Below are 17,922 nucleotides of genomic sequence, written 5' to 3'. Positions count from 1 at the left end.
TTCAAGCCACCGGCAGTTGCACCAGGCCGTTTTCCACGCAGGCGACCCTTTGCTCGCCGCGGGCGGGCACGGGCACGATGCCGGCAGTGAACGCGGAGAAGGCCGGCAGCACCGTCATCCGCTCACGCAGCCAGAACGCGGGGAAGCGCCGTCGCAATGGCGGCAAGGCGACCTGCGGATGCAGATGCCCGGCGATCACATGCAGCTCTGCATCGGGCATCGGCTCATGGCGAAGCAGGAACGGCTGCAGCCGTACTTCATCGTGGATCTGTACCTGCAACTGAGCATGCGGCAGCTGGCGGTCGTGATTGCCGCGCAGGACATGCACGTCCAGCGAAGCATTGCGTTCGCGCCATGCCAGCCATTGCTGGTACCACGCAGCGCGATGCGCCGGTCCATGCAGGATGTCACCCAGGATCCACAGCTCGCGACAGGCATGCCTGTCCAGCAGCCCCTGCAGGCGTTGCAGGTCTTCGCCGGTGCCGCCGCTGGGCAATGCGATGCCGGCGCGGCGGAATACATCGGCCTTGCCCAGGTGCAGGTCGGCGATCAACAGCGCCTGCCGCGCGGGCCAGTACAGCGCACGCGCGCCAAGCAGTATCAGCGATTCGCCGGCGCGCAGCAGCGGCAGTTCATCGGCCATGGCGGCGCTCCAGCTGCTGGGCCGCGCGTTGCACGCGGGTGCGCCAGTCCTCGTTGCTGAACTGCCCGCGTTGGCGTTCAGCCCATAACGGGAAGCCCAGTGGCGTGAGTGATGTCGGGTGCTGCACGGAGAGGGCCTGCATGCCGATCCTTGCCAGGACCTGCTGTAGTCCCGGCAGATCCAGGCTGTCGTGCAGCACTTCGCGTTCGGCCAATGCCAATAGCAGGTGGCCGGGGTCATGCTCGCGCAGTACGTCGTAGAGCAGGCCTGCCGAGGCCTGCAGCTGGCGCAGCGATCGCGGCATACCGCCGGGCAGGCTGGGGACCAGCAGGCCCGCTACGCGTGCGATGCCACGGAACTGGCGGCGCGCCAGCTCGCCCAGGTTCACCGCGGCACGCAGATCGTCCAGCAGCTGATCGGGGGTGAACAATGCTCGCCATCGCGCCGCATCCAGTTCGATCGCCTGCGCCGGTGCCAGCACCAGGCCATGATCGTTCACCGCGTAGCCGATGCTGTTGCGCTGCCGGCGGGTACAGCGCAGTGCCAGCAAGGCGGCCAGCGCCTCGTGCACGTGACGGCCGGCAAAAGGGTAGACGAACAGGAACTGGCCGTCGCGGCGCCGCACATCTTCCACCAGCAGATGCTCTGGGCCGGGAAGCGCCGACAACTGCTGCTGCAGTGCCAGCAAGGGGGACAACCAGCGTGATTCGGCACTGTCGTCGGCGCAGGACAGTACCCACTCCAGCTCGCGGCCGAGCGGCATCGACAGTGGCAACTGGCCTCCCTGCCAGCGCGGCACCACACCATCACCGCGCCCTCGTGCCAGCCGCACGAAGGCGGTCATGTCGCGCAGCTGCACCAGTTCCAGCAGGCGCCCGGCGAACTGGAAACGGTCGCCGCGACGCAGGCGGCTGGCGAACTGTTCCTCCACGGCACCCAGGCCACCACCGCGCAGGAACTGCACGCGCACGCTGCCATCGCTGCTGATGGTGCCGATCGACAGCCGATGGCGCAGTACCTGGCGGCGATCGTGCATCCGGTAGTAGCCGTCGGCATCACGCACGACCTTGTGGAAATCGGGGTACTGGGCCAGGGCCTGGCCACCCTGCACGATGAACGTCAGCACGGCCTGCCACTGGTCTTCGCCGAGAGATGCGAAGGCATGGGTACGCCGTACCTGCGCCAGCAGCGCATCGCTGTCGAAGCCACCGGCCAGCGCGCGGCTGACCGCATGCTGGGCCAGCACATCCAGCGACAGCGTCGGCGGCCTGCGCGCTTCGACCACGCCTTGGGCCAATGCACGGCGCACCGCGGCGTATTCGGCCAGCTCCAGTGCATGGCTGGGCACGCACAGGATGGAACCGCTGGCACCCGGGCGGTGACGCGCACGTCCCGCGCGTTGGCGCAGGCGGGCCACGCCCTTCGGGCTGCCCAGCTGCAGTACCTGCTCAACCTCGGGGAAGTCCACGCCGAGGTCGAGGCTGGAGGTGGCAACCACGCAGCGCAGCGCGCCCGCGCGCAGGCCATCCTCGACCTGCTGGCGCAGCGCTGGATCCAGCGAGCCATGGTGCAGCGCAAGCGTGTCCGGGGCTTCCGGCCAGACCGCGGCCAGCGCCTGATGCCACAGTTCTGCCTGCGCACGGGTGTTGGTGAACAACAGGCTGCTGCGTGCCCGCATCAACGCGTCCAGCACCCGCGGCAGCTGCGCCAGGCCCAGATGCCCGGCCCACGGAAAACGTTCGCCGGGTTCCGGCAGCAGGCTGCGCACGCTGATCGCGCGCGGGCGCACGCCCTGCACGATCGGCGCGTCGGGCTGTCCGGGCAGCAGCACGTCGCGCGCCTCATCCAGGTTGCCCAGCGTGGCCGAAAGCCCCCACAGCTGCACTGCAGGCGCAGCTTCGCGCAACACCGCCAGGTTCAACTGCAGCAGCACACCGCGCTTGTTGCCCAGCAGCTCATGCCATTCGTCCACCACCACGCAGCGCAGCTGGCGCATGCGCGGCAACGTATCCGGATAGCTCAGCAGCAGCGCCAGTGATTCGGGCGTGGTGACCAGTACGTCGATGCGGCCTTCGCGGGCCTGGCGCCGCTCGCGGTTGCTGGCGTCACCGCTGCGCAGGCCGACACGCCATCCCAGTCCCAAGCCGTCGACGACGGCCTGGAGCGCGCGTGCGGTATCACTGGCCAACGCGCGCAAGGGCGTTACCCACAGCACCTGCAATGGGCGCACCGCACTGGCGCGGCGGGGCGAGGGCGGTGGATCGATCAGCGCCTGCAGCAACGGCCCGCCGAACATCGCCAGCGTCTTGCCGCTGCCCGTGGGCGTATGCAGCAACCCGGATTCGCCGGCCAGGTAGTGGCGCCACATCGCGCGCTGGAAGGGCAGTGAGCGCCAGCCGCGTGCCGCGAACCAGTCTTCCAGCCGGCGCAGTGCCTGGCTGCGGGTCATCGCGCCAGCGCCTGCAGGCTGGCCAGCTGATCGGCCTCGCTGGCAGGCTTGTCGTGGCGCCAGCGCAGGATGCGCGGAAAGCGCACGGCGATCCCCGATTTGTGCCGGCTGCTGCGGTTGACCGCTTCGAAACCCAGCTCGAACACCTGTTCGGCGCGTACGCTGCGCACCGGCCCGAAACGTTCGCGGGTGTTGGCGCGGATCCAGCGGTCAAGCGCGAGGATCTCCTTGTCGTCCAAGCCCGAATACGCCTTGGCCACCGGCACCAGCGTGTCGCCGTCCCAGACGCCGAAGGTGTAGTCGGTGTACAGCGTGCTGCGCCGCCCATGGCCAGCCTGTGCGTACAGGAGCACCGCATCGATGGTGAGCGGATCGACCTTCCATTTCCACCAGTCACCGCGGCGTCGCCCAGCCAGGTAGGGCGAGCCGCGTCGTTTCAGCATCAGCCCTTCCACGCCACGTTCGCGTGCCACATCGCGCATCGCCGCCGCCTGCGCCCAGTCGACGGCGGCAACGTCGGGCGACAGCTGGATCCGCACATCGTCCAATGCGCCGATGACCGCGGCAAGCCGCGTACGCCGTTCCTGCAACGGCAGCTCACGCAGGTCCGCGCCGTCGTGCTCCAGCAGGTCATAGGCGAGCACGCGTACCGGCGTGTTGCGCAGAGTCGCTGCTCCTGGCTTGCGACGCTGGATGCGGGTCTGCAGGGCGGTGAATGCGCGCGGCAGGTTGGCGGTCTCGTCCCAGGCCAGCAGCTCTCCGTCCAGCACGCAGCCCTCCGGCAACGCCATCGCGGCGTGCTCGATCTCGGGGAAGCGGCCATCCAGTCGTTCCTCGCCACGGGACCACAGCGCGACTTCGCCACGCCGGCGCAGCAGCTGCAGGCGTATGCCATCCCATTTCCATTCCAGCAGCCAGTCGTCGATCGCGCCGAGGCGTTCGGCAGGATCGCCTTCCAGAGGGGAGGCGAGGAAGAAGGGGTAGGGCTGCTGGCGGTCGGACGGCAGCTCGTCCGGTGACAGCAGTTGAGCCAGCAGCCCGGGCGAGGGGACCCACTCGCCGAGCATGCGCTGGGCGATGCGTGCGATGTCCAGGCCGGACCATTCCGCCAGTGCCTGCTGTACCAGTCGCTGCGAAACGCCAACGCGCAGGGCGCCGGTCAGCAGCTTGTTGAACACCAGGCGTTCGCTGCTGCACAGCTGCCGCCACCCGGCGACGACCGCAGCGCGGCGTACTGCCTCGGGTTGGTTGGCCACGGCCAGCAGATGCTGTTCGATCCAATCAGCCAACGGGCGGTCGGCGGCTGGCTGCGATGGATCATCCAGCAGCAGGGTCAGCGTTTCGGCCAGGTCACCCACCTGCGCATAGCTGTCTTCCACCAACCAGGGGGGCAAGCCGGATTCTTCGGCAATCCAGCCGCGCAGTTCGCCGCTGGCGGCGATCTTCCGGCGTGCGCCGCCCACCTTGCCACCGCTGAGCAGGTACATCGCCCATGCCGCATCGTGCGCGCGCGCCTGGCGGAAGTAGTCGACCAGGGCTGCACGCTTGTCCAGCGTAGCCGTGCTGCGGTCCAGGCGCTGGTAGAGCGCAGCGAAGGCCTTCATTCCTCGCTCCCGAAATCGGTGCGGAAGGCTTCGGCAGCCACGCCGCGTTCGCGCAGGAACGGAATCAACGCATCGGTATTGCCATGGGTAGCGATCACCCGCTGCGCGCCTGTCTGTTCGATGGTCTGCAGCAGTGCTGGCCAATCGGCGTGATCGGAAATGACGAAACCGCGATCGACATTGCGGCGCCGCCGATTGCCGCGCAGCTGCATCCAGCCGGATGCGAAGCCCAGCTGGTGGCGGCCGAAGCGGCGCATCCAGGGCGTGCCCGCAGCCGACGGCGGCGCGAGGATCAGCTGGCCGGCGGCATCAGGCTGGCGGCCCTGCTCGGCCACGGTGAGCGTCTCCAGCATCGGCACCCCGGCCTGCCGGTACACCGCCACGCCATTGGCGATGGCGCCGTGCAGCCAGGCTGGTCGATCGTCCAGCGGCAGCAGCTCGGCCAGCACCCGCTGTGCCTTGCCCAATGCGTAGCACAGCAGGATCGCGGCTTCGCCACGTTGTTCGCATTCGCGGCGCCACGCCAGGATCTCTGCAGCCACCGCCGGCGTGTCCGGCCAGCGGTAGATCGGCAGTGCGAACGTAGCTTCAGTGATGAAGGTATCGCAGGGCACCACTTCGAACGGTGTGCAGGTCGGATCAGGCTGTCGCTTGTAGTCGCCGGAGGCTACCCATACCTGCTGCCCGTCGTCGATGCGTACCTGTGACGAACCGAGTACGTGGCCGGCCGGATGCAGCGATACCTGCACCTGCCCCAGGCGGAACGGCACACCCTCGGCATGCGCCTGCACCGGCACGTCACCCAGGCGCCAGCGCAGGATCGGCAGGCTGCCTTCGCTGCAGTGATACTCCCCCATGCCCGGGCGGGCATGGTCGCCGTGGCCATGGGTGATGACCGCGCGCGCTACCGGTCGCCACGGGTCGATATGGAAATCGCCGGCGGCGCAGTACAGCCCCTCCGGGCGCAGCACCACCAGATCGTCGTTGCCTGCCATGCGGTCACTGTGGCCTGCGTCTCGTGCAGAGGGTGAGAACCGGCCTGAACACGGGCTTGGCAGGCGATGCGGCACAATCGGGCCGCAGACCTCTTGCCGCCAGGATGGACCGGATGAGTGGACCCAGCTTCAGCAGCAACGCACCGTATGAAACCCATGTGGTGTTGAACCAGCCGCCGCCGTTCGCAGGGCGACAGTTGTGGACCGACGACGTGGCGCTGATGGAGGCCGTACAGCGCGAAGGCGCCGCCAGCTTCGCGCCGCGACTGGGTGTCTATGGTGCACTCGCCGGTGATGAACTGTACCGGCTGGGCTTCGATGCCAACCGTGATCGTCCTCGGCTGCGCACGCATGATGCACAGGGCCATCGCATCGACACCGTGGAGTTCCATCCGGCCTATCACCAGTTGATGGACACGGCAAAATCGCACGGTGTCGCTGGATTGTCCTGGCATGAGCCGCAGCCCGGCGCGCACGTGGCACGTGCGGTGTTGAGCTACCTGCATCACCAGGCCGAGGCGGGCACCAGCTGCCCGTTGACCATGACCCATGCAGCGGTGGCGGTACTGCATTCGCAGCCGCATCTGGCCGAGTGGGCGCGCAAGGCCGCTGCGCCGGTCTATGACCCGCGCGACGTGCCGGTGGCGGACAAGGCCGGCATCACCCTGGGCATGGGCATGACCGAGAAGCAGGGCGGCTCGGATGTCCGTGCCAACAGTACGCGCGCCGAACCGATCGATGGCGAGCGTTACCGTCTGGTCGGCCACAAGTGGTTCTTTTCCGCACCGATGTGCGATGGCTTCCTGGTGCTGGCGCAGGCGCCGGGAGGCCTGACCTGCCTGCTGATGCCGCGCCGGCTGGCCGATGGTGACCGCAATGCGTTCCGGTTGATGCGGTTGAAGGACAAGCTCGGCGATTGGGCCAACGCTTCCAGTGAGGTCGAGTTCTGCGGCGCACAGGCATGGCGCGTGGGCGAAGAGGGGCGCGGCGTGGCCACCATCATCGGCATGGTGATGATGACCCGCCTGGACTGCATGCTGGGTGCAGCGGCGGAGATGCGCATGGCGCTGGCGCAGGCGCTGCACCACGCACGTCATCGACGTACCTTCGGCAAGCTGCTGGTCGAGCACCCGCTGATGACCAACGTGCTGGCTGATCTGGCGCTGGAGTCGGAAGCGGCCACGGTGTTAGCGATGCGGATCGCGCGCGCGGTGGATCGCGCCGGTGTGGATGCCAATGAAGCCGCGATGGCGCGGTTGGGGACGGCACTGGGCAAGTACTGGCTGTGCAAGCGCGCGCCCGCCTTCGTCAATGAAGCGCAGGAATGCCTGGGCGGTGCGGGCTACGTGGAGGAGTCGATGCTGCCGCGCCTGTACCGGCAGGCACCGTTGAATTCGATCTGGGAGGGCAGCGGCAACATCCAGTGCCTGGATGTGCTGCGTGCGCTGGCGCGCGAACCGGAGGCGATGGCGGCGCTGCGCGGTGAGCTGGCATCGGTGGCTGACCGTGATGGGCGCTATGCAGCGGCATTGCAGCGTTGGGCAGCGGCACCGCCACCGGAGGAAGCGCAGGCGCGGCTGTTCTGCGAGCGCACTGCGCTGCTGCTGCAGGCGGCGCTGCTGCTGCGTGCGCGCAGCCCGATGGCGGAGGCATTCGTGCGTAGCCGGCTGGAAGGGGAGCACGGGCTGGCGTTCGGGACGCTGCCGGCGGGGGTGGAGCTGACGGCGATGCTGGCGCGCGCGCTGCCGTAGGAGGCGGCCAACGGCGGAGCCCCTCGTGGTGGGCGCTGATACTGATGGGTGGGCCGCGCGGGTAGGTCGCGCAGGGGGCGCTGCAAGTACGTCCATGTAAGCTCGGGCGCGCCATCCATGGCGCTTACGCCCCTGCGCAACCTACCCGCGCGTCCGTGGACACTTTCCGTACGCGTCCAGCACGGAATCAACAGAAAGAGCAGAGAGCGAAAAGCAGAAAAGCCGCGGCAGTGCCGCGGCTTTTCCTGTGCAGCCGAGCCGATGCTCGGCTGGTCGGTAGCGCCGGGCCATGCCCGGCGAACGAACCGTTAGTGCTTGGCTTCTTCCTTGGCGGCGTTGGCCTTGGCGTCATTGGCGACATCGCGGGCCTTGTCGGCGACCTTCTGTGCGGCGTTCGCAGTGGCGTCGCTGGCGTGTGCGGCGGCATCGGTTGCGGCGTCCTTGGCCTTGTCGGCGGCGTTGGCGGTGGCGTCTGCAGCCTTGTCCAGCGCCTGCTGGGTATCGGCGGCGGCCTGCTCGGACGCGGCAGCGGTCTTGTCGGCGGCGTCGCGGGTGGCTTCGGCGGCCTTGTCCACGGCGTCACGGGCGGCAGCGCCTGCGCTGTCGGCAGCCTGCTGTGCGTCCTGCTTGGCCTGTTCGGCTTCGGGGCCCTTGCAGGCGGCCAGGGCCAGCAGCAGGGAGGCGGCCAGCAGGGTGGTGGTGATCGGACGAATCTTCATGGCGGTCTCCGGTACTGCAATGGATGGGGACGCCAGCCTATTCATGCCGTTGTGAAGACGGGGTCGCGATGCAGCGGCTCAGTCGCGCATTCGAAAAAGAAAAAGCCGCTGGCGAACCAGCGGCTTTTCCAGAACAGCGTGAAGAAAGAAGTTATTACTTCTTGGCTTCTTCAGCAGCGTCCTTGGCCTTCTCAGCGGTGCCTTCAGCAGCCTTGGCAGCGTCAGCAGCGGCGCCGGCAGCGGCGTCGGTGGCAGCAGCGCCAGCCTGGGCAGCAGCGTCAACCGAAGCGTCAGCAGCGGTGGCGGCGGTGTCAGCGGCCTGCTGGGCAGCGTCGGCGGTCTGGGCGCCAGCAGCGGCGGCCTGGTCGGCAGCAGCCTGGGCTTCGGTGGCGGCTTCGTTGGCCGAAGCAGCGGCGTCCTGGGCAGCTTCCTGCTTCGAGCAGGCGGCCAGGGCCAGAGCCAGGGACATCGCGACCAGCAGCTTGTTGATGCTCATTGTGTAAATCCTCGTCGTTAGAATTAGGCAACGCGCATGCTGCGCGCCGACAACATGATGACAAGCCAAGATTGGGTGTCAAGCGATCCCGCATTCATTTTTGCGAAATCATCGTTAAATCTTTTTAAATCAATTCGATGGCGATTGCCGTTGCTTCGCCACCGCCGATGCACAGGGTGGCAATGCCGCGCTTGCCACCGCGCGTGCGCAGGGCGTTGACCAAGGTCACCACCAGGCGTGCACCGGAGGCACCGATCGGATGGCCCAGTGCGCAGGCGCCGCCATTCACGTTGAGCTTGTCGTGCGGAATGCCCAGTTCGCGCATCGGCGCCATCGCCACCACGGCGAAGGCTTCATTGATCTCGAACAGATCGACCTGGTCCAGCGACCAGCCGGTCTTGTCCAGCAGTTTGTGCAGCGCGCCGATCGGGGCGGTGGTGAACCACTCCGGTTCCTGCGAATGGGTCGCGTGGCCGACGATGCGGGCCAGCGGGGTGATGCCGCGAGCGGCTGCATCTTCCTCGGTCAGCAGGACCACTGCAGCAGCGCCGTCGGAGATGCTGGAGGAACTGGCGGCAGTGACGCTGCCGTCCTTCTTGAAGGCCGGGCGCAGGGTCGGGATCTTGGCGATGTCCGAGCGGCCCGGCTGCTCGTCGGTGGTGACCTCGACTTCGCCCTTGCGGGTAGCGACCTTCACCGCGACGATTTCATCGGCGAACGCACCGTTGGCCTGCGCCGCCTGCGCGCGCTTGACCGATTCGATGGCGTAGGCGTCCTGCTCTTCGCGGCTGAACTGGTATTTGTCCACGGCGCATTCGGCGAATTCACCCATCGCCTTGCCGTCATAAGCGTTGACCAGGCCATCGTGGGCCATGTGATCGACCGCCTGGAAGTTGCCGAAGCGGTTGCCGGTGCGCGAGTTCGGCAGCATGTGCGGCGCGTTGGACATCGATTCCATGCCGCCGGCGACAACGATGCTGGCCGAACCGGCCTTGATCAGGTCATGACCGAGCATGATGGTCTTCATGCCCGAGCCGCACACCTTGTTCAGCGTGGTGGCACCGGTCGACAGCGGGATGCCGGCAGCGATCGCCGCCTGGCGGGCGGGCGCCTGGCCGAGGTTGGCCGGCAGCACGCAGCCCATGAGGACTTCGGAAACGTCGCTGGCCGGGATGCCCGACTGTTCCAGGGCGGCAGCGATGGCGGCCGCGCCGAGGGTCGGGGTCGGCACGCCGTTGAACTGGCCGAGGAAGGAGCCGATGGCGGTGCGCTTGGCGGCGGCGATGACGATGTTGGACATGGCAATCTCGTTGATGCGTAAGCAATGTTCGGAAAGGAGACCGGGGGCCGTTGGATGTGCCCCGGTTTCCCGGCAGACTGCGTGGGGGTCGACCCAAGTATAGAGGGTCGGGGAGGGCCGCCGCTGGGCGCGGCCGCACGCCTGCCGGGATTAAGGCAGGACAACGTTCATGGGAAGGAATCGATGGAACGCACGATGATGGTGAGGTCTGCCCTGGGAACCGCGCTGGCGGTAGCGCTGACGGCCTGTGGTGGAGGTGGCGGGGGCGGCAACGTGCGCATCGATACCCCGCCACCACCGCCGCCACCGACTACCCCGCCACCGACGACGCCGCCCCCGGTCAAACCGCAGGAGCCGGCCTTCGACGCGCATCTGTCAGTCACCAATGCGCGCGCCGCACAGGCTGCCGGCCTGACCGGCCAGAACGTGCGCATCGGCATCGTCGACTCCGGCGTGCAGCGCAATGCGGTGGCGTTGAATGGCCGGGTGCTGGCCAACCTCAACTACATCGATCCGGCCAGGAACAATCTGGGTGTCGATGATGTGGTCGGCCACGGCACCGCCGTGGCCAGCCTCGCCGCCGGCGCGGCAACGGGCTCCTGGCCGGGTGGCATCGCGCCAAAGGCGCAGATCGTGTCGGCACGGATCATTGCCGACAAGCCGCCCGTCGATGACGGCAGCGGCAAGGGCAATTCCTTCAGCGGCCCGCTGGGCGTGGCGCAGGTCCACCAGGACCTGATCAGCTACAACGTGAAGGTGATGAACAATTCGTGGGGCGGCCTTTACTGGACCGACCTGCCGACCACCGCGCAGGTGGCCGCCGAATATCGCCCCTTCGTGATCAACCATGGCGGGCTGGTGGTGTTCGCCGCGGGCAATGATGGCCGCAGCGAGCCGAGCAGCCTGGCCGCACTGCCCAGCCAGCAGGGCGTGGCCGGCACGCTGCCGGCTGCCGACCTGGAGCGCGGCTGGCTGGTGGCCACCGCCGTGGATCCGTATGCGCCCGGTACGCTGGCCAGCTATGCCAATGCCTGTGGCCAGGCGGCCCGCTACTGCCTGGCGGCGCCCGGCAGCGCGGTCTACCCCGATGCCAACGGTGGCAGCTACTACTGGAACTACGGCACGTCATTCGCGGCGCCCTTGATTTCCGGTGCGGCGGCGCTGGTCTGGGAGCGCTTCCCGTACTTCAGCAACGATCTGGTGCGGCAGACCCTGCTGGGTACCGCCAAGGACATCGGTGCGCCGGGCGTGGATCCGGTGTTCGGCTACGGCCTGCTCGACATCGGTCGTGCGATCAACGGTCCGGGTCGTTTCGACTGGGGTGATGTGGTCGCCAACGTGGATCTGGCCTCGACCGGCTCGGCGTGGCGCAACGATATCGTCGGCAGCGGCGGGCTGGTCAAGCAGGGCGGGGGCACCCTGGTGCTGGCCGGCAACAACAGCTACACCGGTGCCACCCGCATCGAACGCGGCATCCTGTCGCTGCAGAACGGTGGCGTGATCCGTTCCAACGTGACCATCCTCGGCCAGTCCGATCCGGATTCGACCGGCCTGCAGTTCAATGGCGGCACGCCCCGCGTGATCGGCAATGTGGTCAACGGCAGCAGCGTATTCCTCACCACCGGCAACACCACCGGCACCATCGAGGGCAACTACACCCAGCAGGCCGGCGCACAGTTGATGATCGCACTGGGCGCCAATGCGCTGCAGGTCACCGGCAATGCCACGATCGACGGTGGCGTGCGCGTGCATGGCTTCGTTTCCGGCTACGTGCCACAGAACGGCAGCCGGCAGGACCTGATCCATGCGGCAGGCGGACTCAGCGGCACCTTCAGTACGCCGGCTACCTCCAGTGGCCTGCAGGGGCTGTCATTGCTGCAGAGCAGCTACGGCTATGACAGCAACAACGCGTGGTTGAACCTGACCCAGGTCAGCGTCACCGCAGCGGCCAGCGGGCTGGGGGCGTCCGCCCAGGCGGCAGCACAGCGCCTGGAAGGTGCATTCGCAGCGCTGGACAAAAACACAGGCCTGCAGGGATCGGCCTTTGGTGCAGCGGCCGGTGCCCTGCAGTGGACCGGCGGTGGCCCGCAGGGCCTGGCCGCCAGCCTGCAGAGCCTGTCCGGTCAAGCGCATGCGCGAGCCGAAGCAGCGACCTTCGACAGTATCGACATGTCGCGGCGTGCGATCGCCGAGCGTTTTGATCGTGTACAGGCCGCACCGCGCCTGCGCGGGAGCTGGCAGAGCGCGCTGGGTGAGGCGGGGCAGGGCAGCTTCGCCGGCAACGCTGCCGACAGCCGGGGCTGGATGGCCGGCCAGGATCTGCCACTGGGCAGCAACGGCCTGATGGGCGTGGCGTTTGGCGAGACCCGCAGCACTGGTGGCAGCAGTTTCGGCGGTGATCGTGGGCGTGATCGCCAGGCGCAGGCACAGTTGTATGCCGGCTGGAATCTGGGGCGTGGCTACGCGCTGGCCCAGGTGGGGAGCGGACAGTTCACCCGCGCGCTGGATCGTCAGCTGCTGCTCGGTGCGGGTGCCTATGGCGTCTCCGCGCGGTACGGCGGCCGTTTCAGCAGTGCCAGCGTGGAGGGCGGGTACCGGCTGGGGCGTGCGGGCGCATCGATGACGCCCTACGTCGGTGCCAGCACCACGCGTGTGGAGACCGACGCCTTCAATGAACTCGGCGGTTTTGGTTTCGGCCTGCGGGGCGATGCCAACCGCGTGCAGCGCAGCCAGATGCTGGCCGGTATCCGCGGCGAGCGCGGCTGGGGGCGTTGGACGCTGCGTGGGCATGCCGAATGGCAGCAACGGCTTGATGGTGCGGATGCGGACTGGCAGGCCAGCTTCGTCGGCGTCGACGCCTGGGCGCCGTTGGCGGGCTGGAACGCGCCGCGCGGCAGTGCGCTGATCGGCGTGGCGCTGGAATCGTGGTGGGGCCGCAATGGCCGCCTGAGCCTGGGCTTCGACCAGCGCGTTGGTGGCGAAGGTGCGCGGCAGGCCGCCTTGCACTACAGCACCGGCTTCTGAAGGACGGCTCGCGCCGGGTCATGCCCGGCGCGACATCGGCGGGTTCAACCGCCGCGCAGGTTGCCCAGGCGCGGGGTGCTGCGGCCCAGCGGCATCTTCAGCTTGCCGATCGACAGGATGCGGCTTTCGGCGATGCGGTCGGCGGCACGCTGCGGCGCGATGTTCTCGCGCTGCGACAGTTCGAAGATGCGGGTGAGGTTGTGGTAGATGCTGCGGATCAGGCGCATTGCGCGTTCGCGGTTGTAACCGTCGATCTCCAGCGACACGTTCATCACGCCACCGGCGTTGACTGCATAGTCCGGCGCATACAGGATGCCGCGCGCATGCAGCTCGTCGCCGATTTCCAGGCTCGACAGCTGGTTGTTGGCGGTGCCGCAGATGATCTTCGCCTTGATCCGCGGCAGCGTGTCGGCGTTGATCGCACCTTCCAGCGCGCACGGTGCGAACACGTCGGCGTTCACCTCGTGGATCTCATCCGGTTTGACCGCTTCGGCGCCGAAATCGCTGACCGCGCGATCAACCAGCGCGCTGTCCAGGTCGGTGACGTACAGCTTGGCACCGCGGTCGCGCAGCAGTTTCACCAGTTCCATGCCGATGTGGCCCAGGCCCTGCACGGCGATGCTGGTCTTGCCCACTTCCTCATGGCCGAACTTGAAGCGCATCGACGCCATCAGTGCCTGCAGCGCACCGTAGGCGGTGAACGGGGCGGGATCGCCGGAGCCACCATGGACCTGGTGCACGCCGGTCACGAACTGGCTTTCCAGGTAGATGTTCTCCATGTCGTTGACGTCGGTTCCGACGTCCTCGGCGGTGATGTAGCGCCCGCCCAGCGAATCGACATAGCGGCCGAAGGCACGGAACAGCACCTCGGTCTTGTCCACTTTGGGGTCGCCGATGATCACCGCCTTGCCGCCACCCACGTTGAGGCCGGCCAGTGCATTCTTGTAGGTCATCGTCCGGCTCAGCCGCAGCGCATCGGCCAGCGCCTCTTCGGTGCTGGCATAGGGGCGCATGCGCACGCCGCCCAGGGCCGGGCCGAGGGTGGTGTTGTGGATGGCGATAATCGCCTTCAGGCCGGCGTCGTGGTTGTGGCAGAACACCACCTGTTCGTGGCCGGTGGTGGCGAGGGTTTCGAATAGCATGGCGTCTCCGATGGCGCGATCAGCGGCGAACTGCAGCGAACGGCCAGTGAACGGTAGGGTCCCAAAACAAAAAAAGCGACGTCGTCGGTGCAGGGGGACGGGTCGCGCGGCGCCATTCTAGTCCATTCCCCCGGCCGGTGCCGTCGACATCGGTGGCCTTCCGGTTAAAGAAGATGAAAGTTCGGCCGATGCTGCGACGACGGCGGGTGGCCGGATTCGCGTGAAGAGGCAGGGCGGTCAGTGACGGCAAGGGCACCACAACGACAGGGCGGGCGGCGATGACGCCGGCCTGGTGGCGATCACTGCGTGGCTGGCTGGCGCGCTCGACCGGGACGGCACCGTCCCGGTTGGCGGCGGCGTCGCGGCAGGCGGTGGCGGCGGCTGCGGCCAGCCTGCAGGGCGAGGCTCTGCCCTCGGCCGAGATCGCTGCACATCTGCAGCGTGGCCTGCATGCACTGGCCCTGTACCCGCGCCTGGCCGGTGAATCCACGGCGGTGCAGGCCGCGGGGTTGGGCGAGGCGGTGGCGCGCGCGCTGCAGGACCGGGACTGGGCGGCCCGTCAGCTGCCGCGCCGCCCGCAACTGCTGCCGCAGCTGATCCAGACGGTCAACGACGATGCTGCGTCGGCGCGGGTGATGGCGGCGATCATCGGCCAGGACCCAGTGCTGACCGGCAACCTGCTGCGCATCGCCAACAGCCCGGCCTACAAGGTGCACGAGCGCCCGGTGGAAAGCCTACAGCGGGCGGTGACGCTGGTCGGTACCGAAGGCGTGCGACAGATCATCAGCGCAGTTCTGGTGCAGCCGGTGATGCAGGTGCAGTGCGAGGTGTTTCCGCAGTTCAGCACGATCATCTGGGAGCACGCACTGCTGGCCTCGCGCGCAGCCGCTGACCACGCGCGCACGGTCACTTTCGGCGATGCCTTCGCCGCCCAGTGGCTGGGCCTGGTACAGGGGCTGGGGGCCGCGCTGGTGATGCGCCAGCTGCTGCAGGAAGCGCAGGCACGAGATGAAACGGTGGAGCCGGCGCTGGCGCTGCAGCTGCTCCAGCAGTGGTCACTGCCGTTGGCGCAACGCGTGGCTGCGGCCTGGGAGCTGCCAGAGCCGGTGCACCAGGCGCTGGCGCCCGAGGCGGATGGCCCGCTGGCCGACAGCCTGCGCCTGGCCAGCGCGGCCGCAGCGGCCAGCCTGCTGTGCCGGCACGGACATGCCAGCCAGAGCCGCATGCTGGCCCTGCTTGAACAGTTGCCTTCGGCGCCGCCGCATGCGCTGCGCTGGATCTGGCGGCGCCTGCATGGGCGCAGCGTGGAAACACGGGATGACGCCGGACAGGAAGAGGCGGGTCCTGCGCCCTGAGCGCTACAGCTGCGATTCCACCGGCAGCCAGCTGATCACCCGCGCGGTCCAGCGCTTGCCCAGGCTGGCCCCGGGTTCGGCCTCCACCCAGTGCGGCGGTGGCTGCCGCTCCAGCCAGCGCAGGTCATCATCGCGCCCCAGCGCCAGCCACCAGCTGTGCTCCGGGCCGGCCAGGCGCAGGTACTCGTCGCGCAGCTGTGCACCGAGCGCCGGGTCATCGAACAGCACGCCCATTTCGGTATTGAGGTAGGCCGAACGCGGGTCGAGGTTGAACGAACCGACGAAACCGCGGCGGTCATCGACCACGAATGCCTTGGTGTGCAGGCTGGCGCCGCTGCTGCCGAACAGGCTGGCATCCAGCTGGCCGTGTGCCTTCAGTTCGTACAGCTGCACGCCGGCCCTCAGCAGCGGCACCCGGTAGCCCATGTAGCCGCCGTGTACCGCTGCCACATCGTTGGCGGCCAGTGAGTTGGTCACCACGCCCACCTGCGCGCCGCGTGCGGCCAGCGCCGACAGCGCCTCGACCCCCTCGTTGCCGGGCACGAAGTAGGGCGAGATCAACAGCGCACTGCGCCGCGTGCTGCGCAACTCGTCGCTGAGACGGCTGACCAGCCAGCCGCGGCGATCGTCATCGCGGTGCTTCATCGGCGGATCGGAAGCGATGCGCACGTTCGCGCTCCAGTGCAGCGGTTCCGGGCTGGGCCGCTGCAGCGCGCGCGACTCGGCCACGCGTTGCAGGTAGGGCTGTGCCTTGGCATGCATGGCATCCAGGTCCGACTGCCGTACCAGCTGCTGCAACTGTGCATCGGTATACGAGGCCAGTGCGGAAATCGGGATCGCCGTGCTGCTGTTCCAGTAGTCGTCGAAGATCTGGTTGGCCTGCTGCACGGCGGGGCCGGCCACCACCAGGTCCAGGTCCTGGAAGTTCACATCGTCGCGCGCGCTGAAGTATTCCTCGCCGATGTTGCGGCCACCGACGATCGCGATGCGGCCGTCGGCGATCCAGCTCTTGTTGTGCATGCGGTGGTTCACGCTGAAAGCGCGTTGCACCAGCTCCAGCGTGCGCGCGATGCCGCTGCGGTTGCGGAACGGGTTGTACAGGCGGATCTCGATGTTCGGATGCGCATCGAGTGCCATCATCAACGCGTCCTTGTCCTTGGCGTTCATGTCGTCAAGCAGGATGCGCACGCGCACGCCGCGCTCGGCGGCGTCGTACAGCGCCTTGGCCATCAGATGGCCGATCAGGTCGTCGTGCCAGATGTAGTACTGCAGGTCCAGGCTGCGGCCTGCGTGCGCGGTGATCATCGCGCGCGCGGCGAAGGCATCCATGCCATCACTGAGGAACGCCACGCCGGACTGCCCGGGGTGTGCGTCCTGCAGCGGCACGATCTGCTGGTCGATGCGGGTCTGCGCCGGCTGCAGTGGCAGCACATGCGAGGGTGCGCCCTGTGCCTGCGGGGTGAGGTGGTCGGCCAGCAGCAGCCCGGACAGGACCAGCAGCAACAGCGCGGCGAGGATGATCGCAGCGACGCGCAGCAGGCGTCGCCACAGGGGCTTGGGCAGGCTCATGCCCCGATGGTAGATCCACGCCGTGCGTGGATGAAAGCCAATAGACCCGCTGCAGTAGATCCACGCCATGCGTGGATGAAAGCCAATAGACCCGCTGCAGTAGATCCACGCCATGCGTGGATGGCAGGGATTTCGCGGTCAGAAGCGCTCGTCGCTGCCCAGATAACGCCACTGCCCCGCAGGCAGCGGTCCCAGTGCCACGCGGCCAATCCGCAGCCGACGCACGGCCGCGACCTGCAGGCCGGCAGCGGTGACCGCCACGCGCAGGCCCTTGGCCGTCAGCCCCTTGCCGGCGAAGCGCAGGCGCTGCTCGCTCTGCCAGCTGACCTTGGCGCCGCCCGATTCCTGCTGCAGCCGCGCCATCAGCCACGGGCCGCGCTCGGGACCGCCTTCGGCCACTTCGATCAGGTATTCCTGTTCGGTGCGGCCCAGATTGCGCTGCAGATGGGCCAGCGTGGCCGGGTCCTGGCTGACCACCACCAGGCCGCTGTCGCTGGCCGGAAGCGAGGCGGCCAGCTGCAGGCCGTGGAAGTGACGCTGAAGCGGACGGATGTCGCTGGCATCAAGTTCGCTGCGGCTGTCACTGCTGACCAGCGCACACAGGGTTTCAGCGGCAACGCCTGCCGGCTTGTGCAGCAGCATGCTGACCCGCTCGGCCTTTTCATCGCTGGCCTGCTCGGCCACGACGATCACCGCGCTGTCATCGACCGGGCGCTGCGGCTGTTCCACCACGTCGCCATTGACCGTGACCCAGCCGCCTTCGATGTAGCGTCGCGCCTCGCCGCGCGGGATGCCGAGCAGGGCGGACAGGCGTTTGTCGAGACGGATCGGTTCCATGGCGGAAAGGTCAGGCAGGGGGCGCGCAGTGTAGCCGC

The 17,922-nt window shown here is 68.1% G+C and carries 13 protein-coding genes; 3 read left to right on the top strand and 10 right to left on the bottom strand.

Features of this window, described 5'->3' with window-relative positions:
- Position 1: 1 nt before the first annotated feature.
- Genes pdeM through ACZK3W_RS16315 form a run of 4 tightly spaced genes read right to left on the bottom strand, consistent with a single transcriptional unit; the run spans position 2 to position 5,691 of the window.
- Positions 2-643, bottom strand: coding sequence for a ligase-associated DNA damage response endonuclease PdeM (gene pdeM / locus ACZK3W_RS16330; RefSeq protein WP_032129346.1), 642 nt, complete (start codon positions 641-643; stop codon positions 2-4).
- Positions 633-3,092, bottom strand: coding sequence for a ligase-associated DNA damage response DEXH box helicase (locus ACZK3W_RS16325; RefSeq protein WP_197615997.1), 2,460 nt, complete (start codon positions 3,090-3,092; stop codon positions 633-635). Before ACZK3W_RS16325 ends, pdeM begins: the two co-directional genes overlap by 11 nt.
- A complete protein-coding gene (locus tag ACZK3W_RS16320; protein WP_032129348.1) occupies positions 3,089-4,696 on the bottom strand; it encodes an ATP-dependent DNA ligase in 1,608 nt (535 codons plus the stop codon). Before ACZK3W_RS16320 ends, ACZK3W_RS16325 begins: the two co-directional genes overlap by 4 nt.
- Positions 4,693-5,691, bottom strand: a complete 999-nt coding sequence (locus tag ACZK3W_RS16315; protein WP_197615998.1) for a ligase-associated DNA damage response exonuclease — start codon at positions 5,689-5,691, stop codon at positions 4,693-4,695. Before ACZK3W_RS16315 ends, ACZK3W_RS16320 begins: the two co-directional genes overlap by 4 nt.
- A 113-nt stretch (positions 5,692-5,804) precedes the next feature.
- Between ACZK3W_RS16315 and ACZK3W_RS16310 the strand changes: the two genes are divergently transcribed.
- The gene (locus tag ACZK3W_RS16310) at positions 5,805-7,442 is read left to right on the top strand and encodes an acyl-CoA dehydrogenase family protein (protein ID WP_049398306.1); all 1,638 of its coding nucleotides are present in this window, start codon (positions 5,805-5,807) and stop codon (positions 7,440-7,442) included.
- A gap of 308 nt (positions 7,443-7,750) precedes the next feature.
- On the opposite strand, the gene ACZK3W_RS16305 is transcribed toward ACZK3W_RS16310, so the two are convergent.
- The 3 genes from ACZK3W_RS16305 to ACZK3W_RS16295 form a co-directional block, all read right to left on the bottom strand.
- Positions 7,751-8,161 (bottom strand): hypothetical protein, encoded by a 411-nt coding sequence (locus tag ACZK3W_RS16305; RefSeq protein WP_014647982.1) that lies wholly within the window; start codon positions 8,159-8,161, stop codon positions 7,751-7,753.
- A gap of 154 nt (positions 8,162-8,315) precedes the next feature.
- Entirely contained in the window at positions 8,316-8,657 is a 342-nt protein-coding gene (locus ACZK3W_RS16300) for a hypothetical protein (RefSeq protein ID WP_004153024.1), read from the bottom strand.
- 124 nt (positions 8,658-8,781) lie between these two features.
- Positions 8,782-9,957, bottom strand: a complete 1,176-nt coding sequence (locus ACZK3W_RS16295) for a thiolase family protein (RefSeq protein WP_010482849.1) — start codon at positions 9,955-9,957, stop codon at positions 8,782-8,784.
- 183 nt (positions 9,958-10,140) lie between these two features.
- Between ACZK3W_RS16295 and ACZK3W_RS16290 the strand changes: the two genes are divergently transcribed.
- Entirely contained in the window at positions 10,141-12,981 is a 2,841-nt protein-coding gene (locus ACZK3W_RS16290) for a S8 family serine peptidase (RefSeq protein WP_197615999.1), read from the top strand.
- Positions 12,982-13,025: 44 nt separating this feature from the next.
- On the opposite strand, the gene ACZK3W_RS16285 is transcribed toward ACZK3W_RS16290, so the two are convergent.
- Positions 13,026-14,123, bottom strand: a complete 1,098-nt coding sequence (locus ACZK3W_RS16285; RefSeq protein WP_125895918.1) for a Glu/Leu/Phe/Val dehydrogenase dimerization domain-containing protein — start codon at positions 14,121-14,123, stop codon at positions 13,026-13,028.
- A gap of 278 nt (positions 14,124-14,401) precedes the next feature.
- Between ACZK3W_RS16285 and ACZK3W_RS16280 the strand changes: the two genes are divergently transcribed.
- Positions 14,402-15,478 carry an HDOD domain-containing protein gene (locus tag ACZK3W_RS16280; protein WP_032129353.1) on the top strand — a complete coding sequence of 359 codons (1,077 nt, stop codon included), beginning with the start codon at positions 14,402-14,404 and terminating at the stop codon, positions 15,476-15,478.
- A 3-nt stretch (positions 15,479-15,481) separates the two neighbouring features.
- Here the strand turns inward: ACZK3W_RS16280 and ACZK3W_RS16275 are convergent, their stop codons facing one another.
- Positions 15,482-17,047, bottom strand: a complete 1,566-nt coding sequence (locus ACZK3W_RS16275; protein ID WP_197616000.1) for a phospholipase D family protein — start codon at positions 17,045-17,047, stop codon at positions 15,482-15,484.
- 138 nt (positions 17,048-17,185) lie between these two features.
- Complete coding sequence (locus ACZK3W_RS16270) at positions 17,186-17,884, bottom strand: RNA pseudouridine synthase (RefSeq protein WP_154353117.1); 699 nt, start codon at positions 17,882-17,884, stop codon at positions 17,186-17,188.
- Positions 17,885-17,922: the final 38 nt, after the last annotated feature.

The organism is Stenotrophomonas sp. 80084_Sma (genome assembly GCF_056481995.1).
Note: the sequence above shows the minus strand (reverse complement) of the source record. Positions and strands in the feature narration are given on the sequence as shown.

What these genes read in the sequence shown, in the direction of transcription:
- ACZK3W_RS16320 (WP_032129348.1), bottom strand. Translation starts at nt 4,696, where the DNA reads ATGAAGGCCTTCGCTGCGCTCTACCAGCGCCTGGACCGCAGCACGGCT.
- ACZK3W_RS16275 (WP_197616000.1), bottom strand. Translation starts at nt 17,047, where the DNA reads ATGAGCCTGCCCAAGCCCCTGTGGCGACGCCTGCTGCGCGTCGCTGCG.
- ACZK3W_RS16285 (WP_125895918.1), bottom strand. Translation starts at nt 14,123, where the DNA reads ATGCTATTCGAAACCCTCGCCACCACCGGCCACGAACAGGTGGTGTTC.
- ACZK3W_RS16315 (WP_197615998.1), bottom strand. Translation starts at nt 5,691, where the DNA reads ATGGCAGGCAACGACGATCTGGTGGTGCTGCGCCCGGAGGGGCTGTAC.
- ACZK3W_RS16270 (WP_154353117.1), bottom strand. Translation starts at nt 17,884, where the DNA reads ATGGAACCGATCCGTCTCGACAAACGCCTGTCCGCCCTGCTCGGCATC.
- pdeM (WP_032129346.1), bottom strand. Translation starts at nt 643, where the DNA reads ATGGCCGATGAACTGCCGCTGCTGCGCGCCGGCGAATCGCTGATACTG.
- ACZK3W_RS16325 (WP_197615997.1), bottom strand. Translation starts at nt 3,092, where the DNA reads ATGACCCGCAGCCAGGCACTGCGCCGGCTGGAAGACTGGTTCGCGGCA.
- ACZK3W_RS16310 (WP_049398306.1), top strand. Translation starts at nt 5,805, where the DNA reads ATGAGTGGACCCAGCTTCAGCAGCAACGCACCGTATGAAACCCATGTG.
- ACZK3W_RS16280 (WP_032129353.1), top strand. Translation starts at nt 14,402, where the DNA reads ATGACGCCGGCCTGGTGGCGATCACTGCGTGGCTGGCTGGCGCGCTCG.
- ACZK3W_RS16290 (WP_197615999.1), top strand. Translation starts at nt 10,141, where the DNA reads ATGGAACGCACGATGATGGTGAGGTCTGCCCTGGGAACCGCGCTGGCG.
- ACZK3W_RS16305 (WP_014647982.1), bottom strand. Translation starts at nt 8,161, where the DNA reads ATGAAGATTCGTCCGATCACCACCACCCTGCTGGCCGCCTCCCTGCTG.
- ACZK3W_RS16295 (WP_010482849.1), bottom strand. Translation starts at nt 9,957, where the DNA reads ATGTCCAACATCGTCATCGCCGCCGCCAAGCGCACCGCCATCGGCTCC.
- ACZK3W_RS16300 (WP_004153024.1), bottom strand. Translation starts at nt 8,657, where the DNA reads ATGAGCATCAACAAGCTGCTGGTCGCGATGTCCCTGGCTCTGGCCCTG.